Source organism: Azospirillum sp. B21, from assembly GCF_008364825.1.
GTDB lineage: Bacteria > Pseudomonadota > Alphaproteobacteria > Azospirillales > Azospirillaceae > Azospirillum.
Window position 1 is genome coordinate 470,833 of record NZ_VTTO01000004.1, and the last position, 21,612, is coordinate 492,444.

19 protein-coding genes and 1 other RNA gene are annotated in these 21,612 nt (G+C 69.0%); 5 read left to right on the plus strand and 15 right to left on the minus strand.

Annotation, left to right across the window (positions count from 1 at the left end):
• Nucleotides 1-61: 61 nt before the first annotated feature.
• On the minus strand, nucleotides 62-493 hold the full coding sequence (locus tag FZ983_RS13405) for a Fur family transcriptional regulator (RefSeq protein ID WP_044550826.1): 432 nt from the start codon (nucleotides 491-493) through the stop codon (nucleotides 62-64).
• Between the two features lie 382 nt (nucleotides 494-875).
• On the opposite strand from FZ983_RS13405, the gene FZ983_RS13410 reads away from it, so the two are divergent.
• Nucleotides 876-2,084, plus strand: coding sequence for an ATP-binding protein (locus tag FZ983_RS13410; RefSeq protein ID WP_149224017.1), 1,209 nt, complete (start codon nucleotides 876-878; stop codon nucleotides 2,082-2,084).
• 68 nt (nucleotides 2,085-2,152) lie between these two features.
• Here FZ983_RS13410 and htpG read toward each other — a convergent pair whose 3' ends face one another.
• The 7 genes from htpG to FZ983_RS13445 form a co-directional block, all read right to left on the minus strand.
• A complete protein-coding gene (gene htpG / locus FZ983_RS13415) occupies nucleotides 2,153-4,033 on the minus strand; it encodes a molecular chaperone HtpG (RefSeq protein ID WP_149224018.1) in 1,881 nt (626 codons plus the stop codon).
• A gap of 266 nt (nucleotides 4,034-4,299) precedes the next feature.
• Complete coding sequence (locus FZ983_RS13420; protein ID WP_149224019.1) at nucleotides 4,300-5,952, minus strand: hypothetical protein; 1,653 nt, start codon at nucleotides 5,950-5,952, stop codon at nucleotides 4,300-4,302.
• A gap of 95 nt (nucleotides 5,953-6,047) precedes the next feature.
• On the minus strand, nucleotides 6,048-6,716 hold the full coding sequence (locus FZ983_RS13425; protein WP_149224020.1) for a glutathione S-transferase family protein: 669 nt from the start codon (nucleotides 6,714-6,716) through the stop codon (nucleotides 6,048-6,050).
• A gap of 134 nt (nucleotides 6,717-6,850) precedes the next feature.
• Complete coding sequence (locus FZ983_RS13430; protein ID WP_149224021.1) at nucleotides 6,851-7,312, minus strand: GNAT family N-acetyltransferase; 462 nt, start codon at nucleotides 7,310-7,312, stop codon at nucleotides 6,851-6,853.
• A 117-nt stretch (nucleotides 7,313-7,429) separates the two neighbouring features.
• On the minus strand, nucleotides 7,430-8,674 hold the full coding sequence (locus tag FZ983_RS13435; protein WP_149224022.1) for a TAXI family TRAP transporter solute-binding subunit: 1,245 nt from the start codon (nucleotides 8,672-8,674) through the stop codon (nucleotides 7,430-7,432).
• A gap of 95 nt (nucleotides 8,675-8,769) precedes the next feature.
• Nucleotides 8,770-9,264 (minus strand): HupE/UreJ family protein, encoded by a 495-nt coding sequence (locus FZ983_RS13440; RefSeq protein WP_149224023.1) that lies wholly within the window; start codon nucleotides 9,262-9,264, stop codon nucleotides 8,770-8,772.
• A gap of 108 nt (nucleotides 9,265-9,372) precedes the next feature.
• Nucleotides 9,373-9,936 carry a hypothetical protein gene (locus FZ983_RS13445; RefSeq protein WP_149224024.1) on the minus strand — a complete coding sequence of 188 codons (564 nt, stop codon included), beginning with the start codon at nucleotides 9,934-9,936 and terminating at the stop codon, nucleotides 9,373-9,375.
• A 341-nt stretch (nucleotides 9,937-10,277) separates the two neighbouring features.
• Here FZ983_RS13445 and FZ983_RS13455 point away from each other — a divergent pair, with 341 nt between their 5' ends.
• Nucleotides 10,278-11,738, plus strand: a complete 1,461-nt coding sequence (locus FZ983_RS13455; protein ID WP_247883740.1) for a DNA polymerase Y family protein — start codon at nucleotides 10,278-10,280, stop codon at nucleotides 11,736-11,738.
• Between the two features lie 151 nt (nucleotides 11,739-11,889).
• Here the strand turns inward: FZ983_RS13455 and FZ983_RS13460 are convergent, their stop codons facing one another.
• Nucleotides 11,890-12,846: an acetyl-CoA carboxylase carboxyltransferase subunit alpha gene (locus tag FZ983_RS13460; protein WP_149224026.1), complete on the minus strand. Its 957-nt coding sequence runs from the start codon at nucleotides 12,844-12,846 to the stop codon at nucleotides 11,890-11,892.
• A gap of 184 nt (nucleotides 12,847-13,030) precedes the next feature.
• Here FZ983_RS13460 and FZ983_RS13465 point away from each other — a divergent pair, with 184 nt between their 5' ends.
• Nucleotides 13,031-13,783, plus strand: a complete 753-nt coding sequence (locus tag FZ983_RS13465; RefSeq protein WP_149224027.1) for a class I SAM-dependent methyltransferase — start codon at nucleotides 13,031-13,033, stop codon at nucleotides 13,781-13,783.
• A gap of 51 nt (nucleotides 13,784-13,834) precedes the next feature.
• Here FZ983_RS13465 and FZ983_RS13470 read toward each other — a convergent pair whose 3' ends face one another.
• Nucleotides 13,835-14,398 carry an HNH endonuclease gene (locus FZ983_RS13470; RefSeq protein WP_044550074.1) on the minus strand — a complete coding sequence of 188 codons (564 nt, stop codon included), beginning with the start codon at nucleotides 14,396-14,398 and terminating at the stop codon, nucleotides 13,835-13,837.
• Between the two features lie 410 nt (nucleotides 14,399-14,808).
• Here FZ983_RS13470 and FZ983_RS34060 point away from each other — a divergent pair, with 410 nt between their 5' ends.
• A complete protein-coding gene (locus FZ983_RS34060) occupies nucleotides 14,809-14,976 on the plus strand; it encodes a hypothetical protein (protein WP_014248815.1) in 168 nt (55 codons plus the stop codon).
• Between the two features lie 60 nt (nucleotides 14,977-15,036).
• Nucleotides 15,037-15,897 (plus strand): tRNA glutamyl-Q(34) synthetase GluQRS, encoded by an 861-nt coding sequence (gluQRS, locus tag FZ983_RS13475; protein ID WP_149224028.1) that lies wholly within the window; start codon nucleotides 15,037-15,039, stop codon nucleotides 15,895-15,897.
• A gap of 3 nt (nucleotides 15,898-15,900) precedes the next feature.
• Here gluQRS and FZ983_RS13480 read toward each other — a convergent pair whose 3' ends face one another.
• The 5 genes from FZ983_RS13480 to ffs all read right to left on the minus strand — a co-directional run bounded on the left by FZ983_RS13480 (nucleotide 15,901) and on the right by ffs (nucleotide 21,446).
• A complete protein-coding gene (locus FZ983_RS13480) occupies nucleotides 15,901-18,060 on the minus strand; it encodes an NAD(P)/FAD-dependent oxidoreductase (protein ID WP_149224029.1) in 2,160 nt (719 codons plus the stop codon).
• Nucleotides 18,061-18,365: 305 nt separating this feature from the next.
• Nucleotides 18,366-18,959 (minus strand): recombination mediator RecR, encoded by a 594-nt coding sequence (recR, locus tag FZ983_RS13485; protein WP_149224030.1) that lies wholly within the window; start codon nucleotides 18,957-18,959, stop codon nucleotides 18,366-18,368.
• A 59-nt stretch (nucleotides 18,960-19,018) separates the two neighbouring features.
• Nucleotides 19,019-19,342, minus strand: a complete 324-nt coding sequence (locus tag FZ983_RS13490) for a YbaB/EbfC family nucleoid-associated protein (RefSeq protein WP_085090301.1) — start codon at nucleotides 19,340-19,342, stop codon at nucleotides 19,019-19,021.
• 3 nt (nucleotides 19,343-19,345) lie between these two features.
• Nucleotides 19,346-21,244, minus strand: coding sequence for a DNA polymerase III subunit gamma/tau (locus FZ983_RS13495; protein WP_149224031.1), 1,899 nt, complete (start codon nucleotides 21,242-21,244; stop codon nucleotides 19,346-19,348).
• A gap of 104 nt (nucleotides 21,245-21,348) precedes the next feature.
• Nucleotides 21,349-21,446, minus strand: an RNA gene (ffs, locus tag FZ983_RS13500) — signal recognition particle sRNA small type.
• Nucleotides 21,447-21,612: the final 166 nt, after the last annotated feature.

The following is a 21,612-nucleotide window of genomic DNA, read 5'->3' on the forward strand; positions in this document are numbered from 1 at the left end:
CGGGTGGGGGCGAAATCAGCCGCCACCCCTTGTGCGCAACGCCGCAGAGCCCGGTGTATAGTTAAGACTCAGATTTATCGGCACGCCGCTTGCGCGGGACGCCGTACAGTTCCAGCCGATGGCCGATCAGGTCATAGCCCAGTTCGCGGGCAATGCTTTCCTTCAGCCGTTCCATTTCATCATTGGTGAACTCTATGACTTCACCGGAATCGACATCGATCAGATGATGGTGGTGATCGGTTCTTGCTTCCTCATAGCGCGCGCGTCCATCGCCGAAATCGAGGCGGTCGATCACATGCGCTTCCTCGAACAGCCGCATCGTCCGGTAGACGGTTGCGATGGAAATGCGCGGGTCGATGGCGGATGCGCGGCGATGCACCTCCTCCACGTCGGGATGGTCCGTCGCCTCCGACAGCACGCGCGAGATCACGCGGCGCTGGTCGGTCATCTTCAATCCCTTCTTCACGCACAATTCTTCGAGGCGCGAGGGCATGGACATCCCCTGTAATCCTGTTCTGTGTGACGGGCGGCGGATCGCCCCTCCGGGTCTCCCTGATGCCCGGGATGCCGACAGCGAAGGCCGGCCGGACGGACAAGCCCGGTCGGCCGAACGCGGCACCCCGAATACCCGACCATCATACTGTGTTTCGGAACCATTCTCAAATGCCCAGGTCACGGCCGGACGGACGAACGTGCAAAAGCCTCTCCTTCCATGGTTATAGGACTTTTGTATGGGTCTGTGGCGGGGTGGATGGTCGGAGCGGAAACCAATTGCTCATAATCCGCTGCTAGGTTTTGCCGTTGGAGCGCCGCGCATCCTGCGACCGGTGCCGACCGGGCATGATCGCGCCGGAGAAGGGAGGGGGTGAGACGCCGTGACGCCATTCGATCCGCCGCTTCCCGCCGCGGCCGCCATGCCGGAGGCGCACATGGACGAACCCGCCTTCACCGCCGCCGGGCTGGCGGTTCCGGTGCCGCCGCTGGTGCACGGACAGGATTGTGCCGCCGCCGCCGCCCGTTTCAACCGCCAGCCCGATTTGCCCGCCCTGCCGGTGGTCGACGGCGAGGGCTGCGTTGTCGGCCTGCTGGAGCGCAGCCGTCTTCCGCCGGACGGGGGAATGGATGCCACGATTGTAGAGGTGTCCGCTCTCATGGACCGGCATCCCCTGCTGGTGGAGGGGACGACCCCGCTGGCGGAGATCGGACGGCGGCTGGCCCGGCTGAAGCCGGCGGCGCTGGTGACCGGCTTCCTGGTGGTGGACCAGGGCCGCTATCTGGGCGTCGGCACGGTGACCGGGCTGATGGCGCGCTCCGCCGAACAGACGGATCTGCGTGCCCGCCAGCTGGAGGAGGCGCGCCGGCAGGCTGAACGGGCGATCCGGGCCAAGACCGCCTTCCTCGCCAACATGAGCCACGAGATCCGCACGCCGCTGACCGCGATGATGGGATTCGCCGAGCTGCTGGAGCAGGAGGTGGCAGGACCGCACGCCATCCCGCTCTACCGCGACTATGCCCGCGACATCGCCGAGAGCGGCCGGCACCTGATGGAGCTGATCAACGACCTGCTCGACCTGTCCAAGGCCGATGCCGACCGGCTGGAGCTGGTGGACGGGACGGTGGACGTGGTGCGGGTGGCGATCGGCACGGGGCGGCTGCTGGCCGAACGGGCGGGGCGCCATGGCGTCCGCATCGTCACCGCCGTGCCCACGGACTTGCCGCCGTTGCGCGCGGATGAACGCAAGCTGCGCCAGATGCTGCTGAACCTGCTGTCGAACGCGGTGAAGTTCACGCCGGTCGACGGGGTGGTGACGCTGGGCGCCCGCGTGGCGGCCGACGGCACGCTGTGGCTGTCGGTGCACGACACCGGCATCGGCATGACCGGGGAGGAGTTGGCGAAGGCGCTGGAACCCTGGGGCCAGATCGACAGCGCGCTGGCTCGCACCCAGGTCGGTACCGGGCTGGGCCTGCCGCTGACCAAGCGCCTGATCGAACTGCATGGCGGCCGCCTGGACGTCGTCAGCCGCCGCGACGAGGGCACCGTCATGTCGCTGGTGTTCCCGCCGGAGCGTGTGGGGCGGGGGTAGAATGGAAAAGCCCCCTCCTCCGGGGAGGAGAGGGCCTTTCCTTCAGGCTTTCCTGTGGATGGCGATCCTTACGCCAGCCCCTTCTCCATCGCGCTCGCCAGGCGGCGGGCGAAGGCGGCGGGGTCGGGCAGGGGCTCGCCCTCGACGATGCGGGCCTGGTCGAGCAGCAGCCATGCCGCATCCTCCAGCGCGTCGGTGGCGCCGCTACCCTTGGCCCGTTCGGCCAGCCGCTTGATCAGGGCGTGGGACGGGTTGATCTCCAGAATGCGCTTGCCGACCTCGCCGTTCAGCTGCTTGTGCTGCTTCAGCAGGCGTTCCAGATGCATGTCCATGTCATTGTCGTCGGCGACCAGACAGACGGCACTGTCGGTCAGGCGTTCGGACTTGCGGACATCCTTCACCACGTCGGACAGGGTCAGCTTCAGCAGGGCCAGCAGGTCGGTCAGTTCGCTCTCCGGCGCCTTCTCCTCCGGCTTCTCGGGCTCCTCGCCCTTGATCTTGCCGAGATCGGCGCCGCCGCGGGTCACCGACTTGAACGGCTTGCCGTCATAGACGCCGACCGACGGCATCCAGAACTCGTCCACCGGGTCGGTCAGCAGCAGCACCTCGACGCCCTTGGCCTTGAAGCCCTCCAGCTGCGGGCTGCGCAGCAGGGTGTCGATGTCGTCGCCGCTGATGGTGTAGATGGCGTCCTGGCCTTCCTTCATGCGGGCGACATACTGCTCCAGCGAGACGAGATCCTCGCCGGCGGTGGTGCGGAAGCGCAGCAGCTTCAGCAATTCGTCCCGGTGCTCGTAATCCTCATAGAGGCCTTCCTTCAGCACCGCGCCGAAATTCTCCCAGAAGCTGTCGTATTCGGCCGCGTTCTCGGTGTCCTTGGCCTTCTTCGACAGTTCCGACAGGACGCGCCGGGTGATGCCGGCCTTGATCTTGGCCAGCATCGGGTTGTGCTGCAGCATCTCGCGGCTGATGTTCAGCGGCAGATCCTCGCTGTCGACCACGCCGCGCAGGAAGCGCAGGTAGGGCGGGATCAGCCCTTCCGCCGCGTCGGTGATGAAGACGCGCTTGACGTACAGCTTCACCCGGTGGGCGCGCTTGGGGTCGAACAGGTCGAAGGGCTTGGTCGAGGGGACGTAGAGCAGGTTGGTGTATTCCAGCGCCCCTTCGGCCCGCCAGTGCAGGGTCAGCCACGGATCGTCGAAGGCGTGGCCGACATGGTGGTAGAATTCCTTGTATTGGTCGGCGGTGATCTCCGACTTCGACCGGGTCCACAGGGCCGACGCGCTGTTGAGCGCCTTGGCGTCGTCACCCTCGCCGAACAGGATCGGGATGGCGATGTGGTCGGAATATTTGCGGACGATGCCGCCCAGTCGGGCCTCGTCAAGATACTCGTCGTCGCCGTCGCGCAGATGCAGGACGATCTTCGTGCCGCGCGACAGGCCGTCGGCCTCGGCGATGGTGAACTCGCCCTTGCCGTCGGATTCCCAACGCCAGCCATGGGCCTCGCCGGCCTTGCGGGTCAGCACCGTGACCTTGTCGGCGGCCATGAAGGCGGAATAGAAGCCGACGCCGAACTGGCCGATCAGGTTGACGTCCTTCTTGCCGTCACCCTTCTCCGCACCTTCCAGCGACTTCATGAAGGCGGCGGTGCCGGAGCGGGCGATGGTGCCGAGATTCTCGACCAGATCCTCGCGGTTCATGCCGATGCCGTTGTCGGCGACGGTCAGGGTCCGCGCGTCCTTGTCGACCAGCAGGCGGACCTTGAGGTTCGGATCGTCGGCCGAGAGTTCCGGCTGGGTCAGCGCCGCGTAGCGCAGGCGGTCGCAGGCGTCCGACGCGTTGGAGACCAGTTCGCGCAGGAACACTTCCTTCTCGCTGTAGAGCGAGTGGGCGACGATGTCGAGCAGACGGCTGACCTCGGCTTGAAAACTGAGCCGTTCCTCGGTCATGGGGGCACCTTCGTTGGTTTTGCACGGGTGGTGGCGTCAAGACGGCGGAGATATGTGAAAGCGTCCCGGCCGTTCAAGAGGCTTGTGCCGTGCAACCGCGGGAGGTGTGCGGCGGGGTGTCGCGGTTGGGGGAGGTGTCGGCTGACGATGCCCCTACCCTGACCCTCCCCCGCTGGGCGGGGGAGGGGATAGGCGCTTGATTGGCAAAGCGGCGGCAGTCCCTCCCCCGCTCAGCGGGGGAGGTTAGGTGGGGGTCTAACTTTCCCTTATTTCTTCTTCGGCGCCGGAGCCGGCGCCGGAGCCGGCTCGGGCTCGCCGCCGCCCGCCAGCAGCGGGGTCATGTCGGCGCCGTTCAGCAGGAGCTGGCCGGCCTCCGTCACGTCGATCTTGTAGGTGCGTATCTCGGCGCCGCTGTCGTCCTTGCCGGCCTGACCCAGGGCCTGGATCATCGCCAGCCCGCCCAGCAGGTCCTGCGTCTCCTTGTCGGGCTTGGCGCCCGGCGCCGGCTGCATCGCCTTCACGGCGGCGTCGATGCCGCGCAGCAGGACGGTGGCGCCGCCGGTGACGCCGAAGGCGGCCGGGGTCGCGACCTTCAGGGCGCCGGTGGCGGTGCCGGCGGTGGCGGGGGTGTCGAGGTTCAGCGCGTCGATGCGCAGCTCGGTCCCGGCCTCGCCCATCGCGGCCATCGCCTGCTGCATGATGACCTCGGACGACGGCGGGGGCGGCGGGGCCTTGGCCGGCTTGGCGCCCTTCTTCGGCGGCGGGGCCTCCTCCGCCTCGGCGGTCTTGGCCAGTTCGGTGAAGGCCTTCCACAAGGCGGTGTTCGGCAGCTTGGCGACCGACAGCTTCATTTCGAATGCGCGCGGGGTGAAGGCGGCGGGGGCCGGCGACGGCGTCATGACGAAGTCGCGGGCCTCGATGCCCATGCTGACGGTCGACTGTGCCTGGTCCAGATCGGTCAGGCCGCTGCGGAAGGCGAGCTGGCCCAGCGTGATCGTCATGCCGTCTTCGGGATTGACGACCGACAGGTTCGACATGCGCATCGCGCCGGTGATGCCGCCGAACATGCCCTGCATCTTCGGCAGCAGCTCCGAAGGCGTCGGCGGCACGCCGCGGGCGGCGGCCTGCTCCGACAGCTTCTGCAGCGCGCTGACCTTGGTCAGGTCGACCCGGCTGTAGGCGGCCTCGGCGGTGACCCCGCCGATCCTCATCAGTTCCTTGTTCTTCTCGTCCAGCACCGACAGGCCGCCGAAGGCGAAGGCTGCCGGGCCGCTCCACAGCGTGGCGCCGCCGGCGCCGGCCTCCGGCTTCAGGTCCTGGACCATGGTCATGGAGGCGATGGAGATCTTGCCCTTGCCGTCTGCGGCGCTGACGGCGATATCGTTGAAGGCGCCGTCCACGGCCAGCAGGGTCTCCAGCGTGCCAGACCAGGTGCTGGTGAAGGACTGCTTGCCGATGGAGATGGTGGCCGCGTCGACATACTCGTCGTTGTCGTCCAGGTTCTGCACCTTGATCGCGCTGGGCAGCGTGATAGAGACGCCATACTGGCCGTCGTCCTTCGGCGTCACCGACAAGAGGACGGTGCCGATGTCGAACAGGGTGCCTTCGGCATCCTCGGCCGACAGGCGCGGCAGGGCGACGTCGTAATGGTCGCCGGCCGGCTTGACGGTCGGGTCACCCTGCCATTCGAAACCGATGCCCTCGCCTTCCTCGGTGGGTGGCGGGAACCAGCGGGGCAGATCCTTCTTCAGCGACGCGGCGAGCGCCTTGGCGCCGGCCTCGTCGACCGCGGGGGCGGCGTGGGCGGCCTGGGAGAGTGGCCAGCCGGCGACCAGCGCCAGCATGCCGCCGGCGATCAGGGCGGGCCGCAGGGAACGGACCGGCAGGGCCGGGACGGACGAAAGACGGCGCAGACGCATCGAGGAACAACTCCCAACTTACGATTTTGGGAGCACGTTAAGCCTGATACGCGAGGCCGGTCCATGCCTCTGATGCGTCAGTTCCTAAGAGAGCATTAAAAATCCAGATCGGCGTAGTGCCGGGGCGGCGGGCAACCGGTGATGTTGTCGGCCAGCAGGGCGCGGAAGCTGGGGCGCGACTTGATGCGGGCATACCAGTCCTTGGCTTCCGGGCTGCGGTCCCACGGCACGTTGTCGATATAGTCCAGGCAGGACAGTTGGGCCGCGGCGGCAATGTCGGCCAGCGTGAAGGCGGTTCCCGCCAGCCAGGGCCGCCGTTCCGACAGGAAGGCGATGTAGTCGAGGTGGTAGGTGATGTTGGCCAGACCGGCGCGAATCGCCGGCGCGAAGGGATGGCCCTGGCCGGACAGCCGCTTGATCAGCTTCTCGCCCACCAGATTCTCGCCCACCTCTCGTTCGAACTTGTGCAGGAACCAGTCGGCGATCCGCCGCACCTCCGCCCGCGCCGCAACCTCCCGCGGCAGCAGGGGAGTGTCGGGATAGGCCTCCTCCAGATATTCGATCACGGCGAGGCCGCCGGCGACGACGGTCCCATCCTCCTCCACCAGCACCGGCACCTCGCCGGCGGGGTTCATCTTCAGGAAGTCGGTGCGCCTCTCCCATGGTTTTTCGACCACGGGTTCGAAGGGAAGGCCCTTCTCGGCGAGCATGACGCGCGCGACGCGCGACAGGGGGTGGATCGGGTGGTGGTACAGGGTTCGCATGGCGGCGGGACTTTACCGCAATGCGGCACGTGAAAACAGCCCGCGCATCGGCGCTTGCGCGTCTCGTTGGGGGAGGGTTGACGCGGCTTCCGGCAAGAGAGGCGGCAATGGAAGGTGGCGGAGGAGCGGGCTTCTCACCCCGCCCGCGACAGGCGATAGAGCACCAGCGCGTCCCCTTCGTCGGACGGCGCGTCAACCGGCGTCCAGCCGTTGCGTTCGTAGAAGGCGCGGGCGGCGGCGTTGCGGGCGGCGCAGGCCAGTTCGGCCGGGCGCTGGCCGCCGTGCAGCAGGCCCAGAGCTTCGCGCAGCAGGGCGGAACCGATGCCGCGCTTGTGCCATCCGGGGTCGATGAACAGGTTGTGGATGATGCGGGCCTGCGGATCGAGGGAGACGAAGCCGACCACCGTCCCCTCCGCCTCGGCGACCAGCACCGCATCCTCGCGCACGCAGTCGTAATAATCATCCAGCCTGAAGCGGTCGGCGGGCTGCCAGGAAAAGGCTTGGCGGCGGCCATGCAGGAAGATCTCGGCGCAGCGCGGCGCGTCGGCGCTGCGGACGGAACGGATTGCGATGCCCCTCCCTTCGCCGGCCGGCATGCCTCCTCCCCTCTGCCCGTTGCGGTCGATCGTCTGGATCAACCGGATGGGAAGCAGGATATTCCCTCGGTGGGGCGGCGGGGAACGCTCCTTTCGTCTCGTCCCGAGAACGGAGCCTCAGCGTGCCGTCTTCTCCCCGGCCGGCTTGTCTCCGACGGCTTTATCCCCGGTGCCGGCGCCGTTCTCCGGCGCGGATGCGGGCGCGCGGTTCTCCTCGTTGGCGGCGTTGCCCAGCAGGCCGGCCTCCCGGTAATAGCGCTCCGCTCCCGGATGCAGGGGGACGGAGACGTTGGCGACTGCGCGGGCGGGGTCGAAATTGCGGCCCTGCGGATGCCCGTCGGCCAGGATGCGGCGGGTGTTCTCGTGCCACAGCGCCCGGACGATGCCGTAGATCAGGTCCGCGTTGCGGTCGGCGCGGGTCAGCAGCTCCGCCCCCAGGCTCAGCGTCGGGGTGGGGGCGCTGCCGGGATAGGCGTTGGCAGGGATCTCGTCATCGATATAGAAGCGCTGGGTCCGCAGCAGCCGGGCGGCCGGCTCGCCATCCAGCGGCACCAGCCGGATCGGCACGCGCGCCGCCACGTCCGCGACCGCCGATACCGGATAGCCGCCGACCATGAAGAAGCCGTCCAGTTCGCCCTTGGCCAACCGGTCGGCCGCCATGCCGGGCTTGAGATAGTGCGGCGTGATCGTCGTTTCCGACAGGCCGTAGGCGTCCAGGATCAGCCGCGCCTCCACCAGCGTGCCCGACCCTTCCTCGCCCAATGAGATGCTGCGGCCCTTCAGGTCGGCCATGCGGTCGATGAATCCGTCGGACCGGACGACGATCTGGATCGCCTCCGCATAGAGCATGCCGAGCGAGCGCAGCTCCGCGAAGGGGCGCTTGCCGGTGAAACTGCCGGTGCCGCTGTAGGCCCAGAAGGCGACGTCGGCCTGGGCGAAGCCGGCCTCCACCGTGCCGGCGCGCAGCAACTCGATGTTGTCGACGGAGCCGTTGCTGGCCTGCGCCACCACGATCAGGCCGGGGATGCCGCAGCTTCCGCCCTTGTCGCAGGGGCGGGATCCCGGCGGGTTGGAGATGGCGTTGGCGATCAGCCCACCGATCGGGAAATAGGTGCCGGCGGTGGTGCCGGTGCCGATGCGGAAATAGCGCAGGTCCTGCGCCGCCGCCGGCCGTCCTCCTCCCAACGCCAGACCGCCGGCGGAAGCCAGCAGCGGCGGCAGCGCCAACGCGCCCAACAGGCGGCCCAGCAGTCGCCGGCGGGTCAGTTGGCTGATCGGGGGGACCGCATCGGAATGAGTCTGAAGCCCCGGAGAGGAGAGCCCCGGCGGGGTAAGGCAGGCTTTGGCGGCTGCGCGGGGCACCGGGGCGTTCCGTTCGTCTGGCCCGGTCATCCGGGCTGGGAAGAGGGGTGCCTTCAAAGATTTCCGCGCAACCCCCTCATTTCAAGGCCAACCGGTCAAATCACGCCGACGAGGTCGAGAACGCCCGCGACTGCTACCGCACCGCCACACACGCGCACCGCCCGGTCCGACTCGGCCTGCGTCACCGCGATCGACAGGCCGAGCCCGCCGCAGGCCACCAGCATCAGTCCGGCGGCGAAGCCGGCCCAGTAGAGCGGCGGCCCCTGGTGGGCGTGGCCGTGGAACACCGCGGCGACCGCGGCGACCAGAACCGCCAGCACGGCCGGCGCCCGTACCCCCAGCGCCACCAGCGATCCGATCACGACCAGCGACGCCGCCAGCCCCGGCCCGGCATAGGGCAGCCGCAGCCCCATCTGCGCGGCGAAGCCCGCCGCCAGCGCCGCAGTCACGGCGGCGGCCGGCACCTGCCAGACCGCAGTGCCGCCGGCCTGTCCCGCCCACATGCCGATGCCGAGGATGCCCAGCAGATGCTGCAGCACCCACACCGGCGTGGTCAGCCCGTTGCCGAAGGCCCCCGTCACCGTCGTCATGCGCCCGCATCCTCCATCCGTTCCGAATCACGGGGCCGGTATGGCGGCAGAGCGGGTGCGGGGTCAAGCCGCCAAGGCGGAGGTTGCAGGGAAGGTGCTGCCGGAAGATTAGCGTGCCAGCGGGTCGCCCCATTGGCGCAGGTCGTTCTCGCGCTTCATCAGATCGCGCTGGCCCAGCGGGTCGAGCCGCCCCATGGCGTCGTCGGTGCGCATGCGGTCCACCTCCGGCCGGATCAGGTCGCGCTTGAAGGCGTCGGTGGCGCTCTGCGACGAGGGCGGGGGCGGCACCGGGATCGGGCGCGGCGGCTGCGGCAGGGCGGCCGGGTCGGGTGGGGGCGACGAACTGCCGCGGGGACGTTTGGGAGGCGGCCGGTCGGTGTCTCTCGAGTCGGTGTCTCTGGAGTTGGCGCGGGGCTGCGGCTCCTCTGCCTGCCGCGGCCGGGCGGTGGTGCCGGGCCGCGGGTCGTCACGCGACTGCTCCGCCTGGATCTGGCTCCAGGTCCGCCGTTCCCCGCCTCCCGGGACGAATGTCTGGTTGTAGACCGGCGGGAAGGCCTGGGCGCGGCCGGGGGTATCGTCGCGCAACTCCGACGGTGCACAGGCGCCTGCGGCCAGCAGAAAAGCCAGCGGTGCCAGACGGCGGACGACGAGAGGCGGGAGATGTGGGGTCATGAACGGAATGTCGGCATTGCCGAACGTTTCGGCAAGATGACCCTAAAGGAGGGACTCCCCTCGCAGCCAAGCTGTCGCTAAAGTGTTCTTTCTTTGTTCTGATTGTTGGTTCCCGTATGACGCGCTTCCCTCACCACCCAGACCTATCCCCCTCTCCCCCCCGGGGAGAGGGTCGGGGTGAGGGGGATGCGCGGCGTGGCTATCCCAAAGGTCCCGCCGCGCCTCCCCCTCACCCTAACCCTCTCCCCGGGGGGGAGAGGGGATTGGGTCATTGGGGAGGAAGGCGCCGCATCCTCGCCCTGTGGCTGCCACGCCTTCCGACGGACGCGCGGGAGCGGACCATGCCGCCCGAGTCGCGGGCCCGCCCCTTCGCCCTGCTGCGGACGGAGCGCCAGCGCCGGATGGTGGTCGGGGTCAACCGGGCGGCGGCATCGGCCGGCATCGGCCCCGGCCATACCCTCAGCGACGCCCGTGCCCTGGAGCCTGCGCTGGAGGTGGCGGAGGCGACACCGGAGGCCGATTCGGCCCTGCTCGGCCGCATCGCCGACTGGGCGCGGCGCTACAGCCCCTGGACCGCGGCGGACGAGCCGGACGGGGTGGTGATCGACATCACCGGCTGCGCCCATCTGTTCGCCAACCATCTATGCGAGGGCGAGACGGCGCTGGCCGCCGACCTGACCGGACGGCTGCGCGCCGCCGGCTTCAGTGCCCGTGCCGCCATCGCCGACACCCCGGCCGCCGCCTGGGGGCTGGTGCGGTTCGGCAGCCCGGAGGATCGGCGGCAGGAGCGGCTGGACGGGCTGCCGCTGGCCGCCCTGCGCCTGCCCGCGGAGACGGTGGAGGGGCTGCATGCGCTGGGATTGCGCCGGATCGGCGACCTGCATGCCATGCCGCGGGCCGGATTGGCGGCGCGGTTCGGGGCCAGGTTGCTGCAACGATACGATCAGGCCTTCGGCCGACTGGACGAGCCGATCTCCCCGGGCCGGCCGGTGCCGGAGCATCGCGAGCGCCTGACCTTCGCCGAACCGATCGCCACGCCCGAATCGATCGCCGGGGCGCTCCGCCATCTGTTAGGCCGGCTGTGCAAGGGGCTGGAGGCGACGGGGCAGGGGGTGCGCCGGCTGCGGCTGGACGCCCACCGCACCGACCAGCGGGTGGATGACGAACCGCAGAGCCTGACGCTCGGCACCAGCCGCCCGACCCGCGATCCGGCGGCACTGGCCCGGCTTGCCGCCCCGCTGCTGGAGCGGATCGAACCCGGTCCGGGGCTGGAGACGCTGGTGCTGTCCGCGACGGAGACGGGGCCGCTCACCGCCATCCAGACCGGCATCGACGGCGAGGGGATTGACGGCGGATTGGCGGAACTGGTCGACCGGCTGGCTCTGCGGCTGGGGGAGCGGGCGGTGCTGCGGCTGGTGCCGCGGGAAAGCTGGCTGCCGGAGCGCTGCGTGGCGCCGTTGCCGCCGGTGGAGGCCTTGCCGCTGCCGAAGCCCTGGCCGGCCGGCCGGCCGCGGCCCCTGCGCCTGCTGACCCCGCCCGAACCGATCGAGGCCACCGCCCCGCTGCCCGACGACCCGCCGCTGCAGTTCGTCTGGCGCGGCCTGCGCCACCGCGTGAGCCGGGCCGAAGGGCCGGAGCGGATCGAGTACGAATGGTGGCGTCCGGAGGGATCGCTGGGGTTGGCCGTGCGCGATTACTACCGCGTGGAGGATGGCGCCGGCCGCCGCTTCTGGCTGTTCCGCGCCGGACTGTACCGGCCGGGGGAGTGGCCGCGCTGGTTCCTGCACGGGTTTCTGGGGTGAGGTGCTTTTGCCCCCTCCCTAACCCTACCCCGCTGTCGCGGGAGAGGGGACTGCCGCTGTACTTTTGCAAAGCTCCTGCCCCCTCCACCGCCGAAGGCGGGGGAGGGATGGGGAGGGGGCATCGGGCATGAGGGGGCATATGGGCCAGGACTTACCCCAGCCCCTTCTGCCCCATCTCCAGGAACTTCTCGCGGCGCTTGGCGCGCAGGGTGACGCCGTCGAGGCCGTCAAGTTCGCCCAGCGACTCCTCGATGCAGTCGCCGAGCTTCTTGATGGTCTCGGCCGGGTCGCGGTGGGCGCCGCCGATCGGCTCGCTCACCACGCGGTCAATGACGCCCAGTTCCTTCAGGTCCTGGCTGATCAGGCGCAGCGCGATGGCCGCCTCGCCCGCCATGTCGGAGCTGCGCCACAGGATCGACGCGCAGCCTTCCGGCGAGATCACCGAATAGATGGCGTGTTCCAGCATCAGCACGCGGTCGGCGGTGGCAATCGCGATGGCGCCGCCCGACCCGCCCTCGCCGATGACCGAGGACACCATCGGCACGTTCAGCCGCAGGCAGCGCTCGATGCTCTTGGCGATGGCCTCGGCCTGGCCGCGCTCCTCCGCCTGGACGCCGGGGAAGGCGCCGGCGGTGTCGACCAGCGAGACGACCGGCAGCTTGAAGCGGTCGGCCAGATCCATCAGGCGCTGGGCCTTGCGGTAGCCTTCCGGCTTCGCCATGCCGAAATTGTGGCGGACGCGCGATTCGGTGTCGTTGCCCTTTTCCTGGCCGATCACCACCACCGAGCGGCCGCGGAAGCGACCCAGCCCGCCGATGACCGCGCGGTCCTCGGCGAAATGGCGGTCGCCGGCCAGCGGCGTGAAGTCCTCGATCAGGCCGTGCACATAGTCCAGGCAATGCGGACGATTGGGGTGGCGGGCCACCTGAACCTTCTGCGCGGGCGTGAGCTTGGCGTAGGTCTGCCGCAGGAGCTTGTCGACCTTGGCCTGCAGCTTTGCGACCTCGTCGGCGATGTTGATGTCGCCGGCGTTGGTCAGGTGCCGCAACTCCTCGATCTTGCCTTCAAGCTCGGCGATCGGCTTTTCGAATTCCAGGAAGGTCTGCATGCCGGACACGGGTGGTTGGCGGGGCGCACGAAAAAACGCGCGCTTGGTTAGCACGCCCGGCGCGCCTGCGCCACAGCGGAAAGATGCGGGACGGCCTGGGAAGGGTTCCGCGACGAACCCACAGGGTTTATCCTCATCCGCCGCGGAATTCCAACCCTAATCATTCCGGGGCGACTCCAGACCGATGACCTCCTTCAAGGACCATTTCTCCGGCCATGCCGGCGATTACCGCGCCTTCCGGCCGACATACCCGGATGGACTGGCGGCCGCGCTGGCTGATGCGGCCCCGTCGCGTGCCCTGGCCTGGGACGTCGGTTGCGGCAACGGGCAGTTCTCAGTCGCGCTCGCCGCCCGCTTCCAAACGGTCCACGCCACCGACGCCAGCGCGGAGCAGATCGCCCAGGCCGAACCGCATCCCAATCTCCGCTATGCCGTCGCCCCGGCGGAAGACAGCGGCCTGCCAGACGGCTGCTGCGACCTGATCGTCGCGGCGCAGGCGGCGCATTGGTTCGATCTCGACCGCTTCTATGCCGAAGTGCGGCGGGTGGCGAAGCCGGGGGCGGCGGTGGCGCTGGTCTGCTACGCGCTGCAGAAGTTGGATGATCCGGTTCTGGATGCGGTGGTGGAGCGTTTTCACAACGGCATGCTGGGACCCCACTGGCCGGCCGACCGCTGGAAGGTGGTGAACGGCTACCGCGACCTGGATTTTCCGTTCGCGACAGTGCCGGCGCCGCCGCTGGCGATGGAGGCGGCGTGGTCGCTGCCCCGGCTGCTCGGCTACATGAACACCTGGTCGGGTGTGAAGGCGGCGACCCGGGCGTTCGGCCGCAACCCGCTGGAGGCGTTCGCGGAGGAGATCGCGCCGCTGTGGGGCGAGCCGGAACGCGAGCGGCGGATCCGCTGGCCGCTGACGGTCAGGCTGGGGCGGGTGAAGTAGAGTGGAGGCAAGGCACTGCCCCCACCCCCGCCCGTATCGTGTATCGCGGTCCTACATCGGGTCCAGTTCCGAATCCCAATAAAGAAAATCCCGCCAACTCTCGTGAAGGAAGTTTGGCGGGAAGGCGCGTCCGTTCTCTTGCAGCTCGTAGGCGGTGGGCTGGAAAGGCGGACTGAGCGGGATCATGCCGCAGACATGGGGAAGGCGGTCGCCCTTCGCCAGGTTGCAGGCGGAACAGGAGGTGATGACGTTTTCCCACGTCGTCCGACCGCCGCGGGATCGCGGAATCACATGGTCGAAGGTCAGATCGTGGGTGGGGAAGGGGCGGCCGCAATACTGGCAGGTGAAGCGGTCGCGCAGGAAGACGTTGAAGCGGGTGAAGGCCGGGCGGCGCGTTGCCGGAATGAACTCTTTCAGAGAGATGACGCTGGGCAACCGGACTTCGAAACTTGGGGATCTGACGACCCGGTCATAGTGCGATACGATGTTGACCCGTTCCAGAAAGACCGCCTTGACCGCTTCCTGCCAGGACCATAGCGACAAGGGGAAGTAACTGAGCGGGCGGAAATCCGCGTTCAGCACCAGAGCCGGACAGTGATCGGGTGGTGGAGCCAATGGCCACTCCCTTGTCTGGAACCGTGTCTGGATCCCGGCACGCGTCACAGCTGCGGCTTCGTGCGCGGGGGCGTGTCTACTCCGCCCCGGCGGCCGGCCCAACTGCGGGATCGTCTTCCGGGACAACCAGATACATAGTGGATCGGCGGCCCGGACTCAACATCTTGACCCGGTAGAGCCGAATTTCTTCACCGTTGTGTAACCTTTTTCGCGCTGAGGGCATTACCGGCAGGGGCGGGAACCGCTCATCCGGCACCACGCGCGGCGGCTGTGACATCGGGAAAAAAGACTCGCGCTTCCCTTGCACGCTTACCCCTCGTTAACCATACCGGAGCCATGGTGGGGCTCGTTGATCCAAGCCAATCCTGCCGGCCCGAGCCGGCCGGAAGCGACTCCGAGGAAAGTCCGCCATGACCGCCGTCATCATCGACCTCGCCCAGAAGCGCCGTGAACGCGAGGAGCGTGAGCGCCAGATCCGCATCGACGCTTTCGACCGCGAGCTGCGCCGCCGTCTGGCGCTGTATCTGGAAGGCGAAGAGATCCCGGTCGAACCGATCCGCGACAATCCCTACATCTGAGACCAACCGGATCGTTACATCCCGCGCCCTGTCCGGCGCGCGATCCGCTATAAAGCGGGAATGAGCGATCTCGTCACCCGCTTCGCCCCGAGCCCCACCGGGCACCTGCATCTGGGGCATGCCCATTCCGCGCTGTTCGGCTGGACCACCGCCCGCAGCGCCGCCGGCCGCTTCCTGTTGCGGATCGAGGACATCGATCCCAACCGCTGCCGCCCCGAATACGAGCGCGACCTGATCGAGGATCTGGCTTGGCTCGGCCTCGACTGGGACGGCCCGGTCCGGCGCCAGTCCGATCATTTCGACGATTTCCGCGCGGCACTCGCCCGGCTCGAGTCGCTGGGCGTGCTTTATCCCTGTTTCTGCACCCGCAAGGACATCGCCGCCGAGATCGCGCGGGCCGGTGCAGCGCCGCACGGCCCCGACGGTCCCCTTTATCCCGGCACCTGCCGCCACCGCTCGCCCGAGGAGCGGACGGAGCGGATCGCCCGTGGCGATGCCTGGGCGCTGCGGCTGGACGTGGCCGCCGCCTGCCGGCTGACCGGACCGCTGCGCTGGCACGACCGCGCCAAGGGCTGGCAGGAGGCGACTCCGGAACTGTTGGGCGATGTGGTGCTGGCCCGTAAGGACACGCCGACCAGCTACCATCTCAGCGTCACCGTGGACGACCATCTGCAGGGCGTGACGCTGGTCACCCGCGGCGAGGATCTGTTCTTCGCCACCCATCTGCACCGCCTGCTGCAGGCCTTGCTGGGCTACGATCCGCCCGACTACCATCATCACGGCCTGCTGCGGAACGCGGCGGGCGAGCGGCTGGCCAAGCGCGACCGCGCCCAGACCCTGCGCTCGCTCCGCGACGAAGGCCGCAGCCCGGTCGAGGTTCGGGCGCTGGCAGGGTTTGCCGGGGCCGGGTTTGCGGGATAGGGCTCACCCCATCTGCGCCACCGGCAGGGTAGACGCGCAGGCGGCGCTCCGCCCGGCGGCGTTGCGTAGTGCCTCGGGCGTCAGGCTCTCCTTGCCCAGCAGGGCTTCGGCGGCCAGGCGACCGGAGATGACGCAGGCCTCCACGCCGGGACCGGGGAACACGCCGGCGCCGGTCAGGCACAGGCCGGGGATCGGACTGCGGCGGGTCAGGCGTCGTTGGTCGGGAGCGATGCCGTAGATGCTACCGGCGCTGGTGTGGGCATAGCGGGCGAATGTGGCGGCGCTGGCCTCCTGCCGGGTGGTGATGTGCCGTTCCAGATCGGGGATCAGGCGGGAAGCCGCGGCGACCATCGCGTCGCCCTCCGCGCGCTTGCGCGCCTTGTAGGACGGATCGGCGCGGTTCCAGCCGGCATCGGCCGGGGCCAGCCGCAGCAGCGCCACCGCTGCATGCCCTTCGGGTGCGAGGCTGCGGTCGTGGGTGGACGGGACGGCGATGGCCATGCCGAAGCCGGCCTCATCCCGCGGCAGGAAGGTCATCGCCGGCAGGTCGGGGACGATGTCCAGCCCAAGCGTGACCATGAAGGCCGAGGCGGACGGACGCATCGCCGCGCAGCGGGCGGCATAGGCAGCCGGCAGATGTTCCCTCCCCACCAGTTCCAGCATGGTCCGCCGCACGTCGGCGTTGGAGATCACGGCGGGAGCGCGGAAGACGCGGCCATCTGCGGTCTCCACCCCGGTGGCGCGGCCGTTCTCGATCAGGATGCGGGTGACGGGGGTGCGCAGCCGGACCTCACCGCCGTCGGCGCGGATCGACTGGGCCAGTGCGTCGGCCAGCGCCTGCGACCCGCCGGCCGGATAGAAGCCGCCGGAGAACCAATAGCCGAAGATCGGCGCCATCTGGCCGACGGTCAGCAACTCCGCCCGGTCGCTGAGATAGCCGGTCAGCACGGTCAGCAGGCGTTGGCCGGCGCGGTCGGGGATGTAATGGTCCAGCATCTCATGGAACGGCCGGGCCATCCAGCGCATGGCGTGCGGGCTCTCCGTCACATAGCGCCGCATCGCCGCCACCGATTGCGGGATGTTGGGCAGGCCGCGTTCGGCGCAGCCGCGATACATGTCGTCATAGACCGCCCGCATCTCCGCCAGGAAGGCGGCGGCTCCGGCGGCGCTGGGCGGGTGGTCGGCGGCGATCTGGGTTGCCAGCCCATCGGCATCGTCGGCCAGTAGACGCAACTTGCCGTCCAGCGCGACGCCGCGGTTCACCGGTTGCCAGTCCACCCGGTCCGCGACCCCCAGCGAGCGCAGCAGATGGTCGACCGGACCGCCGGGATGGGCGCCGCTGATGTCGTGGACGCCGGCATCGAAGACGTAGCGGAAGGGCTCGGCGCCCGGTTCTCTGCGGTTGCGCGCCTTGACCGTCCAACTGGTGCAGAAGCCGCCGGGGCGGTCATGCGCCTCCAGCACCGTCACCCGCGCGCCGGCCCGCGCCAGCAGCGCCGCCGCCGTCAGGCCGCCGATGCCGGAACCGACCACCACCACGTCACGCTCATTCGGGACGGTACGCGTGCGGTTCAGGATCGCGGGAGCCGGCCAGGGGTGCGGATCGGCCTCCGCCAGTCGGCGGCGCATTGCCCGCCCGACGATCCAATCCGGCAGCAGCCGGTTGGCGACAATGCCCAGTGCGCTGCTGCCGATGGAGAAAGCGGCCTCCCAGCCGGGCAGGGCGGCGAAGCCGAGACCGCCGATCAGGAACAGCACGCCCCAGACCGTCGTCATCAGCCGGTTGACGGCGACGAACTGCGGCAGGTGCCAATACTCGCGCGGCCAGTCGTCGCGGGCATATTGCAGGGTAAAGGGGTTGCCGGCGGCGATGCTGCCGAAGGCCATGGCCGCCAGCGCCAGATGGATGGAGAGGCCGAGATTGTGGACCGGCCAGTCCCAGCCCAGCGGACCGCAGACGGGCAGGATGGCGAAGAAGGCGGCCGCCACCAACTCGGGCGCCTTGAGGGAGCCGCGCAGCCTGTCGAGGACGCAGAGGGCAAGGCTGGCCGCCAGCGCCGCAAGGGAGGCCGGCAGCAGCCCGGCCAGCGGCAGGACGGCGCCGAACAGCAGCCAGGGAGAGAAGCCCAGCAGAATGCGGAACGCGATGGGGAGCTTGCGCATCGGGATGGTGCCTTCGCGGGTGGTGGGTGTTGCGAAGGACCATCGGCGGGAGGCGGGTGTACGTGCCAGCGAGGGTACGCCGGACGCAGGGGCGGCTTCGTGAACTGCGGTGTGCGGCGGTTCACGATGCGTGAAGTGCGGGGGCGTACGTTTCAGGCAGGGTGTACGTGTGTGGCGACGTTAGACCCCCACCTAACCTCCCCCGCTGGGCGGGGGAGGGATTGCCGCCACTCTCCCGCAACAGTACTTAACCCCCTCCCCCGCCCAGCGGGGGAGGGTTGGGGTGGGGGCAGCGCAGCAGCCACTTACAACGGCCGCCGTGCCTTCAACGCCGCGGTCAGCGTGCCGTCGTCGAGATAGTCCAACTCGCCGCCGACCGGGACGCCGTGCGCCAGACGCGAGACCGACACGTCGGAGTCGGTCAGGCGGTCGGTCACCACATGGGCGGTGGTCTGGCCGTCGACGGTGGCGTTCAGCGCCAGGATGACTTCGCGCACCGCCGGGTCCTTGGCGCGTTCGGCGAGGCCGGCGATGTTCAGGTCGTCGGGTCCGACACCCTGCAGGGCCGACAGCAGGCCGCCCAGCACATGGTAGGTGCCGCGGAAGGCGCGGGTGCGTTCCAGTGCCCACAAATCGCCGGCATCCTCCACCACGCAGATGACCGAGCGGTCGCGGGTGGGGTCGGAGCAGACGGTGCAGGGATCGCGGCTGTCCAGGTTGCCGCAGATGGAGCAGGCGCGGATCGATTCGCCGGCCGCCGCCATCGCTTCCGACAGGGGCACCAGCAGGCTGTCACGCCGCTTCATCAGATGCAGCGCCGCCCGACGCGCCGACCGGGGACCGAGCCCCGGCAGCTTGGACAGCAACTGGATCAGGCGTTCGATTTCAGGTCCGATCATGGATGTGCAAATCCGCCTCTCCCCTCCAGGGAGAGGGGATTTTCACAGGTACTGTAGGATCAGAACGGCAGCTTCATGCCCGGCGGCAGCTTCAGGCCGCCCATCATCTTCGAGGTCTCCTCAGCGACGTGCTGTTCGACCTTCTTCTTGGCGTCGTTGAAGGCGGCGACGATCAGGTCCTCCAGCACCTCGACGTCCTCGGGATCGACCACCGACTTGTCGAGCTTGACCTTCTTCATCTCGCTCTTGCCGTTGACGGTCACGACGACCATGCCGGCGGCGCTCTGGCCGGTCACTTCGACCTGCTCCAGGCTCGCCTGCATTTCCTGCATCTTGGCCTGCATCTGCTGGGCCTGCTTCATCATGTTGCCGATATTCTTCATCGGTCAGTACTCTCCTTCGTCGTCGAGGGGGTAGTAGACCCCGTCGTCCTGCTGCTGAACCATGAAATCGGGTGTCTCGCCGTCATCCGCAACCGCCGCACTCTCCGCCGCGGCAACTTCGGCGAGGTCGCGGATGTCGATGATCTTGGCACCGGTAAAGGCGTCGAGCACGGCGCGCACCACCGGGTTGGTTTCCGCCTCCGACAGCGCGCGGCGCTTTTCGGCCTGGCCCTGCTCGGCCAACGTCGGCTGGGCGTGGCCTTCGGACAGGGCGACGATCCAGCGGTGGCCGGTCCATTCGGTCAGGAACTGCCCGACCTTGGCCGGGAGGGTCGGCGGAGCGGCGGGGCGGAGCTTCAGCTCCAGCCGGCCTGGCTCCATGCGGACCAGTTGCACCGTCTCCATCAGATAGCCGTAAAGCGCGCCCTCGCGCCGGTCGGAGAACAGTTGCACCAGCGCACGGAAGTCGTGCGGCATCGGCGACAGCTCCTCGCCGGCGGGAGCGGCGGCGGGGGCAGCTTGGGCTACCGGGGCACTCTGCGGCTGGGCCGAGCCAATGGAGCGGGCGACGGCGTGGGTGGCCACGGAAGAGGGTTGGCTTGCGACCGCGACCGGCCCGCCAGCGCCCATGCCGCCACCGCCGGGACCGCGGCCCATCGGCGCGCCCCCTCCACCGTTGGCTCCGCCGTTGGCCTGCTGGGCCTGGAACTGGCGGATCAGCTCGCCCGGCGTCGGCAAATCGGCGGCGTAGGACAGGCGGACGATCACCATCTCCAGCGCCTGCTGCGGCACCGGGGCGGCCTGTACCTCGTTCAGCCCCTTCAACAGAAGCTGCCAGGCGCGGGTCAGCGCCGGCATGCCGAGCTTGCCCGACAGAGTGGCGCCGCGCGTGCGCTCCGCCTCCGGCAGGGAGGGGTCGTTGGCGCTGTCGGGCACCACCTTCAGCCGGGTCAGATTGTGGACGAGGTCCAGCAGGTCCTGCAGGATCACCACCGGATCGGCGCCGACGCGGTGCAGGTCGGCCAGGATGTCCATCGCCTCGGCGGGACGGGCGGAAACCGCGGCCTCGAACAGGTCGATCACGCGGGTGCGGTCGGCCAGACCCAGCATGTCGCGCACCTGCTGCGCCGTGACGGTGCCGGCGGCGAGCGCGATGGCCTGATCGAGCAGCGACAGCCCGTCGCGCACCGACCCGTCGGCCGCGCGCGCGATCAGGGCCGCGGCATCCCCCTCGATGTCGGCGCCTTCCATGGCGGTGACGCGGGTGAAATGCTCCTTCAGCACCTGGGCGTCAACGCGGCGCAGGTCGAAGCGCTGGCAGCGCGACAGCACCGTGACCGGCACCTTGCGGATCTCGGTGGTGGCGAAGACGAACTTCACATGGCTCGGCGGTTCCTCAAGCGTCTTCAGGAGCGCGTTGAACGCGCTCTTCGACAGCATGTGGACCTCGTCGATGATGTAGAGCTTGTAGCGGGCCGAGACGGGCGAGTAGCGCACGCCGTCGATGATCTCGCGGATGTCGTCGACGCCGGTGTGGCTGGCGGCGTCCATCTCCATCACGTCGACGTGGCGGTCTTCCGCGATGGCGCGGCAATTGTCGCAGACGCCGCAGGGGCTGACCGTCGGCCCGCCCTTGCCGTCGGGGCCGGTGCAGTTCAGCGCGCGGGCGATGATGCGGGCGGTGGTGGTCTTGCCGACGCCGCGTACGCCGGTCAGCATGAAGGCCTGGGCGATGCGGCCGGACTGGATGGCGTTGGTCAGGGTGCGGACCAGCGCGTCCTGCCCGATCAGCTCGTCGAAGGTCTTCGGCCGGTATTTGCGCGCGAGCACCCGATAGGCCTGCCCGGTGGCAGGAGCCGTGGCGGGTGCGGAAGCGGGAGTGTCGACTGTGGTATCGGTCACGCGGCTGGCCTGTCGAAACGACGGGAGGGGAATTTCGGGCCGCAGGATAGCGTCCCGGCGCCGCGCTGTCGCCGTCTGTTTCGTGCTGGCAATTTTTGAAGAGGGTGGGAGACTGGACGAACGACCCGAGCCGTAACTCGTTGCGGCTGCTTCCTTCCGGACCTGACCGGGTTGGCGAGGGACTCGTCCGACGCCAGTCTCCCGTCGCTGTTATGGGCATTTGCGCCGGCGGATGCAAGCCTATTCGAGCGTCGGCGTTTTCCTGGCTGCAACGGTTGCGCTCAGTCCGGACATGAAAAATGTCCGCTGTCAAGTCCTTCATTCAGACATGCAGTGGGGAAAAAGCTCTTACAGGGCAATAGGTTAGG